This is a genomic window from Bailinhaonella thermotolerans (assembly GCF_003594875.1).
GTDB lineage: Bacteria > Actinomycetota > Actinomycetes > Streptosporangiales > Streptosporangiaceae > Bailinhaonella > Bailinhaonella thermotolerans.
The window spans coordinates 68801-83486 of sequence record NZ_QZEY01000024.1 but is presented as its reverse complement, the minus strand read 5'-3'; the positions used below and the strand labels follow the sequence as shown (position 1 = coordinate 83486).

Genomic DNA, 14686 nt, shown 5'->3' with positions numbered 1-14686 from the left:
AGTCATTTCGATCATTAAACTCCCCAAAGATGCATCTAAATCACCAAAGGTGCATCTAAGGGATAAATAGCGCTATGCTTCTCCCGTCGCCGACCTGCGTCTCCGCTCGTCCGCGACCGTCCCCCGCAGGTTGCCGTCGGCGTTCGCCGCTTGAGCGATGGCGCTCCTCCTCGCGGTCCCTCTGACTCCGGTCCGAGGCTTCGCCATGCCCGCCCTCCCCCAGGAAGCCGTCACGTGACCCCTGCGACCGCCACCCGGCCCGGCCCCGCCGTACGACACGGTCAGGCCGAAGGGCCGGACCTGCCTCCGCTGCCGATCCGGCGGGCGCGGGTCACGGCGCTGATCCCCGCCCACGACGAGGCCGGCCAGATCGCCGACAGCATCGCCTCGCTGCGCGGCCAGGAGCACGCCCCGGACCGCGTGATCGTCATCGCGGACAACTGCGCCGACGCGACCGCCGACATCGCCAGGTCCCTGGGCGTGGAGGTCGTGGAGACGGCGGGCAACGCGCACAAGAAGGCCGGCGCCCTCAACCAGGTGCTCGACGGGCTGCTCGGCACGCTCGGCCCCGACGACGTGGTGCTGGTCATGGACGCGGACTCGGCGCTGGACCCCGGCTTCGTCCGGGCCGGGCTGGAGACCCTGGCGGCCGGGCGGTACGCCGCGGTCGGCGGCACGTTCACCGGCAAGGACGGCGGCGGGCTCGTCGGGATGTTCCAGCGCAACGAGTACGTCCGCTACGCCCGCGACGTGCGCAGGCTCAAGGGCAGGGCCCTGGTCCTGACCGGGACCGCCACCATGTTCCGGGCGCTCACGCTCCAGCGCGTGGTCGAGGCCCGGCGCGCCGGCCGGCTGCCGGGCGCGGGCCACGTCTACGACGTGCGCGTGCTCACCGAGGACAACGAGCTCACGCTGGCGATCCTCCACCTGGGCCTGCGCATCCTCGCCCCGGCCAGGTGCACGCTCAAGACCGAGGTCATGCTCACCTGGCGGGACCTGTTCCGGCAGCGGCTGCGCTGGAAGCGCGGCGCGCTGGAGAACCTCACGGACTACGGCTGGACGAAGGTGACGCGCCCGTACTGGGGGCGTCAGCTCTTCTCGCTCGCCGGAGTCCTCGTCATCTTCGCGTACCTGACCACCACCGTGTGGTCCATCGCGGTCGCCGGCGGCCTCCGGATCCATCCGGTCTGGGCCGCGGTCACCGTGATCTTCATCGTGGAACGCGTCGTCACCGTGCGAGCCCGTGGCCCGAGGCACATGCTCGTGGCCGCGCTGCTGTTCGTCGAGATGGTGTTCGACGTGTTCCTGCAGGTAGTCCAGGCGAAGGCCTTTTGGGAGGCGGCCTGGCGCAGAGAAAGGAAATGGTAGATGTACAACAACCCGGTCGGCGGCGTGGCCGCGGGCTTCGGCGGCCTCGCCGCGGCCCCGTTCGCGGGCGTCAACGCCCTGTGGATCGCCCTCGCGCTGTTCACGCTCGTGTCGGCGGGCGTCGCCGTCAAGCGCATCCTGCCGAAGACCGAGGCCTGAGCCCCGCCTTCGCGCGATACGCCCCTCTCCGGAGGGGCGTTTTCGTTTCCCGGGTCCCCCGCCGCCCGAGGCGGCCCCGTGCCGTGCCCGCCGTACGGCGACCGCGTGCCGTGCCCGCCGTACGGCGACCGCGTGCCGTGCCCGCCGTACGGCGGGGGCCGCCCGTCGTACCGGATGGGGAGAGGGTCAGCGGGTGCCCCAGGAATAGGTTTGCTTGCGCAGTTTGAGGTAGACGAAGGATTCGGTGGTGCGGACGGTCGGGATGGCGCGGATTTTGCCGAGGATTTCCAGGAGGTGGCTGTCGCCTTCGCAGACGACCTCGACTATGAGGTCGAAGGAGCCGGCCGTGAGGACGATGTAGTCGACCTCGTCGATGGCGGCGAGTTCGTCGCCGACCGTTTCCAGGTCGCCCTCGCATTTGATGCCGATCATGGCCTGGCGCGGGAAACCGAGGGTGAGGGGGTCGGTGACCGCGACGATCTGCATGACGCCCGCGTCGAGGAGGCGCTGGACCCGCTGGCGTACGGCCGCCTCGCTGAGGCCCACGACCTTGCCGATGGCGGCGTAGGGCTTGCGGCCGTCCATCTGGAGCTGTTCGATGATCCGCTTGGAGATGTCGTCGAGGACGTAGGCCGTGGCGCCGATGGCGCGGCGGCCGCTCTTCGGGGGTGTGCTCATGCTCCCCTTCATCTCCCCTCCCGACGCCCTGGCCCCGATCCTTCCCGGGCTGACCGGGAGTGGTGCCCGGCGTGGCTTAACCGGTCTCACTGCTGCGACATCGTGTCAGTTATTGCCGTCATGTCAAGCGATTTCGTAGCAATTTGATATCTTCGCCACGAAATCCCTTGTCCAGGTTTGCGCTGCTCTGTCACAGTCGCCGTGACCCGCACGCCTCAAGGGAGGTCAACGGTGACCACGAGCCGTCTGCAGAACTTCGTGAACGGGGAGTACGTCGACGCCAAGAGCGGACGGACCTCCGACGTCATTGATCCGAGCACGGGGGAGGCGTACGCCCAGGCGCCGGTTTCCGGCCCGGAGGACATCGACGCCGCCTACTCCGCCGCGGCCGCCGCCTTCGAGGGCTGGCGCGACGCGACCCCGCAGGAACGCAGCGTCGCGCTGCTCCGGTTCGCCGACGCCGTGGAGGCGCGGGCCCAGGAGCTGGTGGACGCGGAGTGCCGGAACACCGGCAAGCCCGTCGCCCTGACCATGAGCGAAGAAGTGCCGCCGATGGTGGACAACATCCGCTTCTTCGCCGGGGCCGCGCGGATCCTGGAGGGCAAGTCCACCGGCGAGTACATGGCCGACCACACCTCCAGCGTCCGCCGGGAGCCGATCGGCGTCGTCGGGCAGGTCACGCCGTGGAACTACCCGATGATGATGGCGATCTGGAAGATCGCCCCGGCGCTCGCGGCCGGCAACACCGTCGTGCTGAAGCCGTCCGACACCACGCCGGCGTCCACGCTGCTGCTCGCCGAGATCGCCGCGGAGTTCCTGCCCCCCGGCGTGCTGAACGTGATCTGCGGCGACCGCGAGACCGGCGCGAACCTGGTCCGCCACCCGACGCCGCAGATGGTGGCGATCACCGGCTCGGTCCGCGCCGGCATGGAGGTGGCCAAGGCCGCCGCCGAGGACCTCAAGCGCGTCCACCTGGAGCTGGGCGGCAAGGCCCCGGTCGTGGTCTTCGACGACGCCGACCCCGAGGCCGCCGCGCAGGCGATCGCCGGGGCGGGCTACTTCAACGCCGGCCAGGACTGCACCGCCGCCTGCCGCGTGCTCGCCGGGCCGCGCATCGCCGACGACTTCACCGCCGCGCTCGTCGAGGCGGCCAAGAACACCAAGGTCGGCGGGCTGGACGTCGAGGACGCCGACTTCGGGCCGGTGAACAACGCCAACCAGCTCGCGCGGGTGAAGGGCTTCATCGAGCGCACCCCCGGCCACGCCGAGGTGCTGGCCGGCGGCGAGCAGATCGGCGACCGCGGGTACCTGTTCGCGCCGACCGTCGTGGCCGGGCTGCGGCAGGACGACGAGATGGTGCAGAACGAGATCTTCGGCCCGGTCATCACCGTGCAGCGGTTCTCCGACGAGGACGAGGCCGTGCGCTGGGCCAACGACGTGAAGTACGGCCTGTCGGCCAGCGTGTGGACCAACGACCACAAGCGGGCCATGCGCATGACCAAGCGCCTGGACTTCGGGGCGGTCTGGGTGAACACCCACATCCCGTTCGTCTCGGAGATGCCCCACGGCGGCTTCCGCCACTCGGGCTACGGCAAGGACCTGTCGATGTACGGCCTTGAGGACTACACCCGGATCAAGCACGTGATGCACTACATCGGAGACTGATAGATGGCAGATGCGCTCCGGGCTGGGGGAACGCCCGCGATCGAGCTTACGGGGGTCGTGAAGGAGTACTCCGGCCACGGAGAGGTGGTCCGGGCGGTGCGCGGGGTGGACCTCGCGATCGAGGAGGGGGAGTTCTTCTCCCTCCTCGGCCCCTCCGGGTGCGGCAAGACCACCACCATGCGGATGATCGCCGGGTTCGAGGAACCCACGCGGGGCGTCGTCCGCCTGCACGGCCAGGACGTCACCGACGTGCCGCCGGCCAAGCGCGACGTGAACATGGTGTTCCAGTCCTACGCCCTGTTCCCGCACATGAGCGTGTACGAGAACGTCGCGTTCGGGCTGCGGCGGCGCGGGGTGGACAGGGACGAGCTCGACCGGCGCGTCCGCGAGATGCTGGAGATCGTCGATCTCGCGGGCCGGGAGAAGCGCCGCCCGCGCGAGCTGTCCGGCGGCCAGCAGCAGCGGGTCGCGCTGGCCCGCGCGCTGGTCAACCGGCCGCGCGCGCTGCTGCTCGACGAGCCGCTGGGCGCGCTGGACCTCAAGCTGCGCCAGGCGATGCAGATCGAGCTCAAGCGCATCCAGCGCGAGGTCGGCATCACGTTCGTGTACGTCACGCACGACCAGGGCGAGGCCCTGACGATGAGCGACCGGATCGCGGTGATGAACGACGGGCTCGTGGAGCAGCTCGCACCGCCGCGCGAGGTGTACGAACGTCCCGCCACCAGGTTCGTGGCGGGGTTCATCGGCACGTCGAACCTGTTCAGCGGGGTCGTGGACCGGATCGCGGACGGCCTCGCCGTACTGCGGCCGGGGCCCGGGGACCGGGTGCTCGTGCCGGTCGAGGGGAAGCCGGCGGAGGGCGACACGATCGACCTCACCGTGCGCCCCGAGAAGATCGTCATCACCGCGGAGGAACCCGGCGGGGACGTGAGCAAGGTGCGGGGGACCGTGGCCGAGGTCGTCTACCTCGGCACCTCCTACAGTTACGCGGTCACCCTGGGCAACGGGGCAGAGGTGACCGTCTTCCAGCAGAACGCGCACTCCTCCGACAGCTCGGCCGAGCGGGGCGACCCGGTCTGGCTGTCGTGGCAGCCGCGGCACTCCTACGCGATGGGGAGCTGAACCCATGGACGCTACGTCTCCCGACCCCGCCCTTCTCCGCGGACTGACCCGGCCCCGCAGGCGCGACGTGTTCCGGCTGACCGGGCTGGCCGCCGCCGGGCTCGCGCTGTCCGCCTGCGGCGTCGAGGGCAAGAAGGCCCCGCCGGCCGGGAAGTCCGAGGTCGAGCGGTTCTGGGCGGGCAAGGTGAAGAACGGCAGGCTCGACTTCGCGAACTGGGCCTACTACATGGAGGCCGAGGGCAAGAGCTACCCGCTGCTCGACCGGTTCGCCAAGGAGAGCGGGATCACGGTGACCTACAAGGAGGTCATCGAGGACAACCCGTCGTTCTTCGGCAAGGTCGAGCCGCAGCTCCGCAGCGGGCAGAGCATCGGCTACGACATCATCGTGATCACCAACGGCGTCGAGTTCGGCAAGCTCAAGGCGCTCGGCTACCTCACCCCGCTGGACCACTCCAAGCTGCCGAACTTCCTCAAGAACGCCGGCCCGCAGTACCAGAGGCGGTCGTACGACGAGGGCAACGTCTACTCGGTGCCGTACACCTCGGGCGTCACCGGGATCGCGTACAACACCAAGTACGTGGACTGGGAGATCACCAAGATCGCCGACCTGTGGGACCCGCGGCTCAAGGGCAAGGTCGGCATGATGTCCGACCCGCAGGAGCTGGGTAACTTCGGCATGTTCCTGGGCGGCGTGGACCCGGAGAGGTCCACCCCCGCCGACTGGAAGAAGGCCGGGGAGCGTCTCCAGGAGCAGCGCGACAAAGGCGTCGTCCGCAAGTACTACGAGCAGGACTACATCACCGCCGTGGCCAAGGGCGAGGTGTGGGCGTGCATGGCCTGGTCGGGCGACGCCTTCCAGGAGGTCCTGAAGGGCAACAAGGACCTGCGGTTCGTCGTGCCCGCCGAGGGCGCCACGATCTGGACCGACAACATGCTCATCCCCAAGGGCGCGGCCAACCCGGTGGACGCGATCACCTTCATGGACTGGCTCTACCAGCCCCAGAACGCCGCCGAGCTGCTGGAGTACATCCAGTACATCGCTCCCTGGGACGGGCTGAAGGACGTCGTCAAGGCGCACGCGGCCGAGGCGAAGGGCGAGGAGAAGGCCCATCTGGAGAAGATGGTCCAAAGCCCCCTGGTCTTCCCGACCGCCGAGGACCTGGCCAGGTTCCGCGGCTACCGCAACCTGACCCCCGCCGAGGAGAAGGAGTTCCGCTCCGTCTTCGTCCCGGTCGTCGAGGGCTGACGTGCGACGGGTCCGCGCGGCGCTCGCGCCGTACCTGCTCGTGCTGCCCGGGGGGCTGTGGCTGACGGTCTTCTTCGCGGTGCCGCTGCTGGCGATGCTCTCCCTGTCCACGCAGGAGGGCAACCTGGTCGAGGGCTTCCGGCAGACGTTCCGGCTGCAGAACTACGTGGACGCCGTGACCCTCCACTGGGAGCCCCTGGTCAGGTCGCTGCTGTACGGCCTGGCCACGACGGCCGCCGCGATCGTGATCGGGTTCCCCCTGGCGTACTGGATCGCGTTCAAGGGGGGACGGCGCAAGAGCAGCTACCTGTTCCTGATCCTGCTGCCGTTCTTCGTGTCCTTCGTCATCCGCACGATCTCGTGGAAGTTCCTGCTCACCGACGAGGGCGTGCTGCTCGGGCCGCTGAAGGACGCGGGCGTGCTGCCGCAGGGGTTCCACGTGCTCGCCACGGACTTCGCGGTGATCGCGGGCCTGACGTACAACTTCCTGCCGTTCATGGTGCTGCCGATCTACGTGGCGCTGGAGCGCATCGACCCGCGAGTGATCGAGGCCGCCTACGACCTGTACGCCTCGCGGACGCAGGCGTTCCTGCGCGTGGTGTTCCCGCTGGCGCTGCCGGGGGTCTTCGCGGGGGTGCTGATGACCGGCGTCCCGGCCGCCTCGGACTTCGTCAACGCGTCGGTGCTCGGCGGCGTGGACAACACCATGATCGGCAACGTGATCTACAACCAGTTCCGGGCGTCGGAGTACCCCATGGGCGCCTCGTTGTCGTTCATCCTGATGGCGCTCATGCTGCTCGGCATCTTCTCGTACGCCAGGGCGCTGGGCACCGAGGACGTCCTGGAGGTGGCGGCGCGATGACGGCCCCCGCGATCGACCGGCCCGCCCCCGCCTCCGCCCCCGTGTCCCCGGCGCGCCCGGGCCGCCGCCGGCTCGGCGACCGGCTGCTCACGGCCTACGGCTGGATCGTGATCGCCTGGCTGCTGCTGCCGATCGCGGTCATGGTGCTGTTCGGCTTCAACGACACCAGGAGCCGGACCAACTTCACCTGGGAGGGGTTCACCCTCCAGTGGTACGGCCGGCTGTTCGAGATCCCCGGGCTCAGCGCCGGATTCGTGAACTCGCTGGTCATCGCGGTGCTGACGGCGGTGATCGCGACGGCGCTGGGCATGATGATCGGGCTGGCCCTGGGCCGGTACCGGTTCCGGGGGCAGGGGCTGACCAACCTGATCATGTTCGCGGCGATCTCCTGCCCGGAGATCATCATGGGCACGTCGCTGCTGTCGATGTTCCTGATGACCGGCATCCCGCTCGGCCGCGTCACGCTCGTGATCGCGCACGTGATGTTCTCGGTGTCGTTCGTCGCGGTGACCGTGCGGGCGCGCGTGCTCACGCTCGACCGGTCGCTGGAGGAGGCCGCGCAGGACCTCGGGGCGAGCCGGTGGGAGACGTTCCGGCTGGTCACCTTCCCGAGCATCCTGCCCGCGGTGACCGCGGGCGCGCTGCTGGCGTTCGCGTTGTCGGTGGACGACTTCATCATCTCCACCTTCGTCAACGGGCCGGTCGAGACGTTCCCCCTGTGGGTGTGGAGCGCGAGCCGGCTGGGCATCCCTCCGCAGGTCAACGTGATGGGCACCTTGATCTTCGCGGTCGGCGCGGCCCTCGCCGTCGTCAACGCGGTCGGCGCCCGCCGGCGGGGCTGACCCGCCCCGGGACCGTCGCCGCCGCACCGCACCAATCGGGAGGACCTGGAACACGTGGATCCCATCAAGGCGATCGCCGACGCCGCGCACACGCCGTACTGGCTGGACTCCCCGGCCGCCCCGGAACCCGAGCCGGCGCTGGTCGGGCGGGTCGAGGCGGACCTGGCAGTCGTGGGCGGCGGGTTCAGCGGGCTGTGGACCGCGCTCATGGCCAAGGAGCGCGACCCCTCGCTGGACGTCGTGCTGCTGGAGGGCGGGAGGATCGGCTGGGCCGCCTCGGGCCGCAACGGCGGCTTCTGCGCGGCCAGCCTCACCCACGGGCTCTCGAACGGCCTGGAGCGGTGGCCCGGCGAGATCGACACCCTGCTCCGGCTCGGCCGCGAGAACCTCGACGAGATCGAGGACGCGGTGTCCCGGCACGGGATCGAGTGCGGGTTCCAGCGAACCGGCGAGCTGCACGTCGCCACCGAGGAGTGGCAGCTCGCCGGGCTCGCCGAGGAGGCCGACGCCGCCGCCGCGCTGGGCGCCGACGTGGTGCTGCTCGACCGCGACGCCGTGCGCGCCGAGCTGGACTCTCCGACGTACCTGGGCGGGGTGTGGGAGCTCGGGGACGTCGCGCTGGTCGACCCCGCGCGGCTGGCGTGGGGGCTGAAGGCGGCCTGCCTGCGGCTGGGCGTGCGCGTCCACGAGCACACGCCGGTGCGGTCGCTGCGGCGGCACGGCCCGGCGCTGGTGCTGGGCACGAAGCACGGCGGCGTGCGGGCCCGGCGGGTGGCGCTGGGGACCGGCGCGTTCCCGCCGCTGCTGCGCCGGCTCGGGCACTTCGTGGTGCCCGTGTACGACTACGCGATGATGACCGAGCCGCTCACCCCGGACCAGCTCGCCTCGATCGGCTGGCACAACCGGCAGGGGGTCGGGGACTCGGCCAACCAGTTCCACTACTACCGGCTCAGCTCCGACAACCGGATCCTGTGGGGCGGGTACGACGCGGTCTACTACAACGGCGGCCTCGTCAGGCCCCGCTACGACTACCGCCAGGAGACGTTCGTCAAGCTGGCCGGGCACTTCTACGACACGTTCCCCACGCTCGCCCACGTGCGGTTCACCCACGCGTGGGGCGGCGTGATCGACACCTGCAGCCGCTTCTCCGGGTTCTTCGGCACGGCGTACGGCGGGCGCCTGGCGTACGCCGCGGGGTACACCGGGCTCGGCGTCGGGGCGACCCGGTTCGGCGCGAACGTCATGCTCGACCTGCTGGAGGGGGAGCGCACCGAGCGCACGTCCCTCAAGATGGTCCGCACCCTGCCCATCCCGTTCCCGCCGGAACCGGCCCGCTCCGCGGTCGTCCAGCTCACCCGCTGGTCCCTGGCCCGCGCCGACGCCGCCCAGGGCCGCCGCAACCCCTGGCTCAAGACCCTCGACGCCCTGGGGCTGGGCTTCGACTCCTGAGCCCGGGGTCCGTCAGAGGCCCACCAGGGCCGCGGTGCGGGACCAGAGGGCGCGGGCGAGGCGTTCGTCGCCTCGTCCGCCGGCCCTGGGCAGGAGCCTCGCTGCGGGCGTGGACGTGAAGAACCTCCCTGTGACGTGGGCCAGCTTGGGGTCGGTGGCCAGGCGCACGCCCATGCGGGCCCCCTCCTCGGGGGTGCGCACCAGCGGGGTGCGCGCGGCCAGGGACGCCAGGCGGAGCAGGAGCGGGTCGGGGAACAGGGCGGTGGCGACCGCGCCGGGGCAGAAGGAGTTGGCGGTCGCGCCGGTGCCCGCCAGGCGGCGGCCCAGTTCCTCGGTGGTCAGGATGTTCATCAGCTTGGAGCGCCCGTAGACCCGGGTCGCGCCCAGCGGCCCGTAGCCCGACGGCTCGGCGAAGCGGTCGAGGTCGAGGCGGTCGGCCCAGCGGTGCGCCTCCGACGCCGTGGCCACCACGCGGCCCGCCGCCCGCCGTACCAGCGGCAGCAGGAGGTCGGTGAACAGGAACGGCGACAGGTGGTTGGTGGCCACCATGAGGTCGAAGCCCTCGCGGCTGGTCTCGGCGGCCCGGGTGTGGACGCCCGCGTTGTTCATGAGCACGTCGATCCGGTCGTGCTCGGCGAGGATGCGGTGCGCGGCCGCGCGGGTCTCCGAGAGCACCGACAGGTCGGCGACGACCATCTCGCCGCCGCCGATCTCGGCGAGCGTCTTGCCGCCCTTGTCGGGGTTCCGGCAGACGATGACGACCCGCGCGCCGCGGCGGACGAACTCGCGTGCCATCTCCTTGCCGATCCCCGAGGTCGCGCCGGTCACGATGCACGTCTTGCCCTGCATGGGGGGACTCCCGTCTGGTCGCGGAGGGTTCCCCCTACCCGCTCGCGCGGGGCTCACAGATGCTCGCGCAGGAATTCCACGGTGGCCTCGACCGCCTGCGTGACGTACGGCTCAGCGTCGTACAGGTCCACGTGCCGTGTCGCGTCCAGCCAGACGATCTTCTTGGGCTCGCTCAGGCGTTTGTACGCCTCCTCGGCCCCCTCGGGCGAGCAGAACCGGTCCACGATGCCGTGCACGATCAGCGCCGGGGTCGGCGACAGGAAGTCCGCCCCGATCATCAGGTCCACGGTCAGCAGCTCGCGGATCGAGGCCCGCGTCACCTCGTCGCGCCAGTGCGGCGACGTGGTGCTCCCGTAGTAGGAGTAGGGCTCGTCGCCGGGCATCGCCGCCTCGCCCTCGCGCGCGACGGCGGGCATGACCCCCTCGGCGTCCGCCAGGCCGGCGAGCGTCGCCCGGTAGTCCTCGGGGCCCATGCCGGCCTGCATGGAGTAGGGCGAGTTGTAGGCCCCCGCGATGCCCGCGAACACCCGCAGCCTCGGGTCGAAGGCCGCGGCCTTCAGCGCGTAGCCGCCGCCCAGGCAGATCCCCACCACGCCCACGCGGTCCGGGTCCACCGACGGGTGCTCGCGCAGCCAGGTCGTCGCCGCGCGCAGGTCGGCCAGCTTGCCCTCCGGGTCCTCGTGCCCCCGGGGCAGGCCGCCGGACTCGCCCCAGTTCCGGTGGTCGAACGCCAGCGTGACGTATCCCGCCGCGGCGAGCCGTTCGGCGTACAGGCCGGTCACCTGGTCCCGCGTCCCGGTGAACGGCCCGGTCAGCACGAGCCCCGGCAGCCCGGCGCCCTCAGGTCCCCGCAGGTCGCCGACGAGCGTGACCTCGCCCGCGCCGAACTCCACCCGCCGCGCGCCGCCCATGAGCACCCCTCCTCGCCCGTCCCGCCCAGTCAACCGCGTCCGGCCCGGCACGTGGCGGCCGGGCCGTTCGCCCTGCGCGGAACGCCCGCCCGCCGGTCGTGGGCCCCGTGGCCGTACCCCGTGGCCGTACGGCGGGAGCGGGGGGAGTCGTCAGCGGATCCGGACCCGGCCGGGCAGGTTCGTGATCAGGGCGTCCAGCCGCAGCCGGGCGACGCGCCGGGCCTGGTCCGGCGTGCGCGCGGTGTAGGCCAGCATGACGCGCAGCCCGGCCCGGTGGGCGCGGCGGACGTAGGACGGGGTCACCTCGTGGCGGCGCACGCCCACGTACTCCAGTTCACGCGCCAGCGCCCGGAACCGCCCCGGCGCCGGGCTCCCGCTGATCCCCGCGGGGACGTCCGGCCGCAACCGGCGGAACTCCCGCAGCGCCCGCATGCTGAAGCTCTGCACGATCAGCGGGCGCGGGTGCCAGTGCGCCACGGTCGCCGCGACCCGCCGGACGATCCCCGGATGCCACCGCGGCCTCTTGATCTCCAGCATGATCCCGGTCCCGCCGCCCGCCAGCGCCGCCATGGCCTCTCCGAGGGTGGGGACGCGCTCGCCCCGGTACCGCGGGGAGAACCACGAGCCCGCGTCCAGCCGGCGGATCTCGGCCAGCGTGAAGTCCCTGACCCGCCAGGGGGCCCGGCCGGGGAAGACCCGCTCCACGTCCGTCGTGCGCGCCAGCGACCGGTCGTGCAGGAGCACCAGCCGCCCGTCCCTGGTCTGCTGCACGTCCAGCTCGACCAGGTCGGCCCCGCGCGCCCGCGCCGCCCGGATCCCGGCGAGCGTGTTCTCCGGGGCGTACCCGGCGGCCCCCCGGTGCCCGATCTCGACGGTCCGGCGGCCCCGGTGGATGCGCCTGACCGCCTCCCTGGCCCGCGCCCGCGCCGCCGCCCACGCGCCGAGCTCCGCGGCCCCCCGCCGGGCCCGCGGGCCGGAGGTCCCCGCGGTGCCGGCGGCGCGGCCCGGCAGGCGTACGGCCACGCCGCCGGGACCGCGCGCGCCCGCGAGGCTCGCCAGGCCGGCGGGGCCGGCCACGCCCGCGGCGACTCCCCGGCCGTGGAAGGGCCCGGACCGCGCTCCGGAGTCCGGAGCCCCGGGCGCGAGGGCGGGCGGCGGGCCTCCGGTGCGAGCCCCGGGATCGCCGGGAGCCGCGGGCTCGTGCATGAGGGCCGCGGTGGTGGTGAGGCCGACCACTATCGCGACGGCGCCGATTCGCCGGATCATGAAACCCCCTGGACGCGTATCTAGGGGGGTAACTCGGGCATAGCCCGCCTGAAGTGATCAATGCATGAGGCATCACCGAATTTCCGAAGATCTCCCGTAGTCGGATCTCCTTGTGGCAGACCGGGCACCGCCCGTGATTCCGAGGTCCCGCGCGGGTAGTGATCGTGCACGGACAGGCGCCGACGGGAGGGCCCGGGCATGGTGAGTCGCCAGAAGCTGATCGACGAGCATCTCGCGGAGGTCGCCGAGGACCTGCTGCGACTGGATCCGCGGTTACGGGACCTCGGCGTCAAGGTGCGCTTCGACGGGGCCGTCGCGCACGTCGAGGGCGAGGTCGCCGACCCCGCCGACCTCGCGCTGCTGCGGGAGATGCTCACCCGGCAGGCCGGCGTGCTGGCCGTGTGGGACCGGGTCCGCGTCGGAGGCCGCGACCCGGTGATCATCGACGTCGGCTGCGGCGACCAGAAGCAGTACGAGGAGAACATCGGGCTCGACCGCCGCCCCTCCGCCTGCGTGGACGTGGTGGCCGACCTGAGCGCGGGCATCCCGATGGCCGACGAGTCGGTGGACCAGATCTTCGCCGTCCACGTGCTGGAGCACCTGCTCGACTTCATCCCGCTGCTCGCCGAGTGCCACCGGGTCCTGCGCCCCGGCGGCGTGCTCCACGTCATGTGCCCCTGGTGGAAGCACGTCAACGCCGTCGCCGACCCCACCCACCTGCGGTTCATCGACACGCAGACGTTCAAGCACTTCTGCCGTCCCACCACGGTCCCCGCGTGGTACCCGCTGATCGTCTCCCGCGACGACGCCTCGGTGTTCGCCGACCTCGTCCCGGTCAAGGACGGGCAGCCGCACGCCGACGATCGCCGCATGGCCCGCTTCTTCACCTGAGGCCGGTCCCGCAGATCCCCGCTCCGCCCGATCCCGTCCCCGTCCGCCCGCTGCCGCCCCCGCCGGACCGCTTCGCCCGCCCGGCCGCTCTCGCCCCGCTTCCCGGCCGCGATTGTTTGCCGCGTCCCTGGCGGGTAGATCGCGCGGTACGGCCTGCGGCGGGGCGAGCCGCCGCGCGAGCCGTACGACGGTGGACGGGACCGGAAGCGGACGGGAGTGGGCGACATGGGCCGGGTCGTGGTCGTGACCGGCGCGAGCGGCGGCATCGGACGGGCGGTGGCGCGGAGGTTCGCGTCGCAGGGGGCGAGCGTCGGGCTGCTGGCGCGCGGCGAGGAGGGCCTGGACGGGGCCAGGGACGACGTCGAGCGGGCCGGCGGGCGCGCGCTGCCGGTGCCGACGGACGTGTCCGACCACGAGCGGGTGGACGAGGCGGCCGACCGGATCGAGCGCGAGCTCGGGCCCATCGACGTGTGGGTGAACGTCGCGTTCAGCTCGGTCTTCGCGCCGATCACCGAGATCCACCCGGACGAGTTCCGGCGCACGATGGAGGTCACCTACCTCGGTTACGTGTACGGCACGCAGGCGGCGCTGCGGCGCATGCTGCCGCGCGACCGGGGCGTGATCGTCCACGTGGGCTCGGCGCTGGCCTACCGGGGCATCCCGCTCCAGGCGGCGTACTGCGCGGCCAAGCACGCCATCCAGGGCTTCCACGACTCGCTGCGGTGCGAGCTGCTGCACCAGGGCACGAACGTCAAGGCCACGATGGTGCAGATGCCGGCGGTGAACACGCCGCAGTTCGACTGGGTGCTGACGCGGCTGCCGCGCAAGGCGCAGCCGGTGCCGCCGATCTACCAGCCCGAACTGGCCGCCCACGCCGTCGCGTTCGCGGCCGACCACCCCGAGCGCCGGGAGTACTGGGTGGGGGAGAGCACGGCCGCGACGCTGATCGCCAACAAGTTCGCCGCCGGGCTGCTGGACCGGTACCTCGCCAGGACCGGATACCAGTCCCAGCAGACCAAGGAACCGGTGGACCCGGACCAGCCCGCGAACCTGTGGCGGCCCGCCGACGGCTCCCGCGGGCACGACTTCGGGGCGCACGGGCGCTTCGACGACCGCTCCCACGTCCGCAGCCCCCAGGTGTGGGCCTCGCAACACGAACGGCAGCTCCTCATGGGAGCGGGGGCCGCGGCGCTCGGCGGCCTGCTCTGGCTCTGGCGCAGGGGGCGCTGAGGGCCGTACGGCCGGCGCGGGGGCGCCGGGAGCCGTACACCGGGCGCGGGGGCGCTCGCGGCGGCCGTGGGGGCACGGCGGCATGACCAACGGGGGGCACGATGAATCGGGGGGACCGCATGGGGCACGGCGCGGCGCGCGGGGGTGA

At 72.0% G+C, this 14686-nt stretch carries 14 protein-coding genes; 10 read left to right on the top strand and 4 right to left on the bottom strand.

Features of this window, described 5'->3' with window-relative positions:
* Positions 1 to 234 precede the first annotated feature (234 nt).
* The gene (locus D5H75_RS37050; RefSeq protein ID WP_202638879.1) at positions 235 to 1368 is read left to right on the top strand and encodes a glycosyltransferase family 2 protein; all 1134 of its coding nucleotides are present in this window, start codon (positions 235 to 237) and stop codon (positions 1366 to 1368) included.
* Entirely contained in the window at positions 1369 to 1527 is a 159-nt protein-coding gene (locus D5H75_RS42360; RefSeq protein WP_202638878.1) for a hypothetical protein, read from the top strand.
* A gap of 186 nt (positions 1528 to 1713) precedes the next feature.
* Here D5H75_RS42360 and D5H75_RS37045 read toward each other — a convergent pair whose 3' ends face one another.
* Positions 1714 to 2205, bottom strand: coding sequence for an Lrp/AsnC family transcriptional regulator (locus D5H75_RS37045; protein ID WP_119931317.1), 492 nt, complete (start codon positions 2203 to 2205; stop codon positions 1714 to 1716).
* 231 nt (positions 2206 to 2436) lie between these two features.
* On the opposite strand from D5H75_RS37045, the gene D5H75_RS37040 reads away from it, so the two are divergent.
* Genes D5H75_RS37040 through D5H75_RS37015 form a run of 6 tightly spaced genes read left to right on the top strand, consistent with a single transcriptional unit; the run spans position 2437 to position 9391 of the window.
* Entirely contained in the window at positions 2437 to 3870 is a 1434-nt protein-coding gene (locus D5H75_RS37040; RefSeq protein ID WP_119931273.1) for a gamma-aminobutyraldehyde dehydrogenase, read from the top strand.
* A gap of 3 nt (positions 3871 to 3873) precedes the next feature.
* The gene (locus D5H75_RS37035) at positions 3874 to 4992 is read left to right on the top strand and encodes an ABC transporter ATP-binding protein (protein ID WP_119931272.1); all 1119 of its coding nucleotides are present in this window, start codon (positions 3874 to 3876) and stop codon (positions 4990 to 4992) included.
* A 4-nt stretch (positions 4993 to 4996) separates the two neighbouring features.
* A complete protein-coding gene (locus tag D5H75_RS37030; RefSeq protein WP_119931271.1) occupies positions 4997 to 6238 on the top strand; it encodes a polyamine ABC transporter substrate-binding protein in 1242 nt (413 codons plus the stop codon).
* Position 6239: 1 nt separating this feature from the next.
* Complete coding sequence (locus tag D5H75_RS37025; protein WP_119931270.1) at positions 6240 to 7100, top strand: ABC transporter permease; 861 nt, start codon at positions 6240 to 6242, stop codon at positions 7098 to 7100.
* Entirely contained in the window at positions 7097 to 7942 is an 846-nt protein-coding gene (locus tag D5H75_RS37020) for an ABC transporter permease (RefSeq protein WP_119931269.1), read from the top strand. Before D5H75_RS37025 ends, D5H75_RS37020 begins: the two co-directional genes overlap by 4 nt.
* A gap of 54 nt (positions 7943 to 7996) precedes the next feature.
* Positions 7997 to 9391, top strand: a complete 1395-nt coding sequence (locus tag D5H75_RS37015) for an NAD(P)/FAD-dependent oxidoreductase (protein ID WP_119931268.1) — start codon at positions 7997 to 7999, stop codon at positions 9389 to 9391.
* Positions 9392 to 9403: 12 nt separating this feature from the next.
* On the opposite strand, the gene D5H75_RS37010 is transcribed toward D5H75_RS37015, so the two are convergent.
* From D5H75_RS37010 to D5H75_RS37000, 3 genes are all read right to left on the bottom strand, one after another.
* Positions 9404 to 10240 carry an SDR family NAD(P)-dependent oxidoreductase gene (locus tag D5H75_RS37010; RefSeq protein WP_119931267.1) on the bottom strand — a complete coding sequence of 279 codons (837 nt, stop codon included), beginning with the start codon at positions 10238 to 10240 and terminating at the stop codon, positions 9404 to 9406.
* A gap of 53 nt (positions 10241 to 10293) precedes the next feature.
* The gene (locus D5H75_RS37005; RefSeq protein WP_119931266.1) at positions 10294 to 11151 is read right to left on the bottom strand and encodes an alpha/beta hydrolase; all 858 of its coding nucleotides are present in this window, start codon (positions 11149 to 11151) and stop codon (positions 10294 to 10296) included.
* A gap of 150 nt (positions 11152 to 11301) precedes the next feature.
* Complete coding sequence (locus tag D5H75_RS37000; RefSeq protein ID WP_202638877.1) at positions 11302 to 12417, bottom strand: glycerophosphodiester phosphodiesterase; 1116 nt, start codon at positions 12415 to 12417, stop codon at positions 11302 to 11304.
* A gap of 198 nt (positions 12418 to 12615) precedes the next feature.
* Between D5H75_RS37000 and D5H75_RS36995 the strand changes: the two genes are divergently transcribed.
* Positions 12616 to 13308, top strand: a complete 693-nt coding sequence (locus D5H75_RS36995; RefSeq protein WP_119931265.1) for a methyltransferase domain-containing protein — start codon at positions 12616 to 12618, stop codon at positions 13306 to 13308.
* A gap of 225 nt (positions 13309 to 13533) precedes the next feature.
* Entirely contained in the window at positions 13534 to 14538 is a 1005-nt protein-coding gene (locus tag D5H75_RS36990; RefSeq protein WP_119931315.1) for an SDR family oxidoreductase, read from the top strand.
* Positions 14539 to 14686: the final 148 nt, after the last annotated feature.

Bases quoted from the DNA above. Each gene is read 5' to 3' on its own strand.
- D5H75_RS42360 (WP_202638878.1), top strand. From the start codon at position 1,369: ATGTACAACAACCCGGTCGGCGGCGTGGCCGCGGGCTTCGGCGGCCTC.
- D5H75_RS37045 (WP_119931317.1), bottom strand. From the start codon at position 2,205: ATGAGCACACCCCCGAAGAGCGGCCGCCGCGCCATCGGCGCCACGGCC.
- D5H75_RS37035 (WP_119931272.1), top strand. From the start codon at position 3,874: ATGGCAGATGCGCTCCGGGCTGGGGGAACGCCCGCGATCGAGCTTACG.
- D5H75_RS37030 (WP_119931271.1), top strand. From the start codon at position 4,997: ATGGACGCTACGTCTCCCGACCCCGCCCTTCTCCGCGGACTGACCCGG.
- D5H75_RS37020 (WP_119931269.1), top strand. From the start codon at position 7,097: ATGACGGCCCCCGCGATCGACCGGCCCGCCCCCGCCTCCGCCCCCGTG.
- D5H75_RS37010 (WP_119931267.1), bottom strand. From the start codon at position 10,240: ATGCAGGGCAAGACGTGCATCGTGACCGGCGCGACCTCGGGGATCGGC.
- D5H75_RS37005 (WP_119931266.1), bottom strand. From the start codon at position 11,151: ATGGGCGGCGCGCGGCGGGTGGAGTTCGGCGCGGGCGAGGTCACGCTC.
- D5H75_RS37000 (WP_202638877.1), bottom strand. From the start codon at position 12,417: ATGATCCGGCGAATCGGCGCCGTCGCGATAGTGGTCGGCCTCACCACC.
- D5H75_RS36995 (WP_119931265.1), top strand. From the start codon at position 12,616: ATGGTGAGTCGCCAGAAGCTGATCGACGAGCATCTCGCGGAGGTCGCC.
- D5H75_RS36990 (WP_119931315.1), top strand. From the start codon at position 13,534: ATGGGCCGGGTCGTGGTCGTGACCGGCGCGAGCGGCGGCATCGGACGG.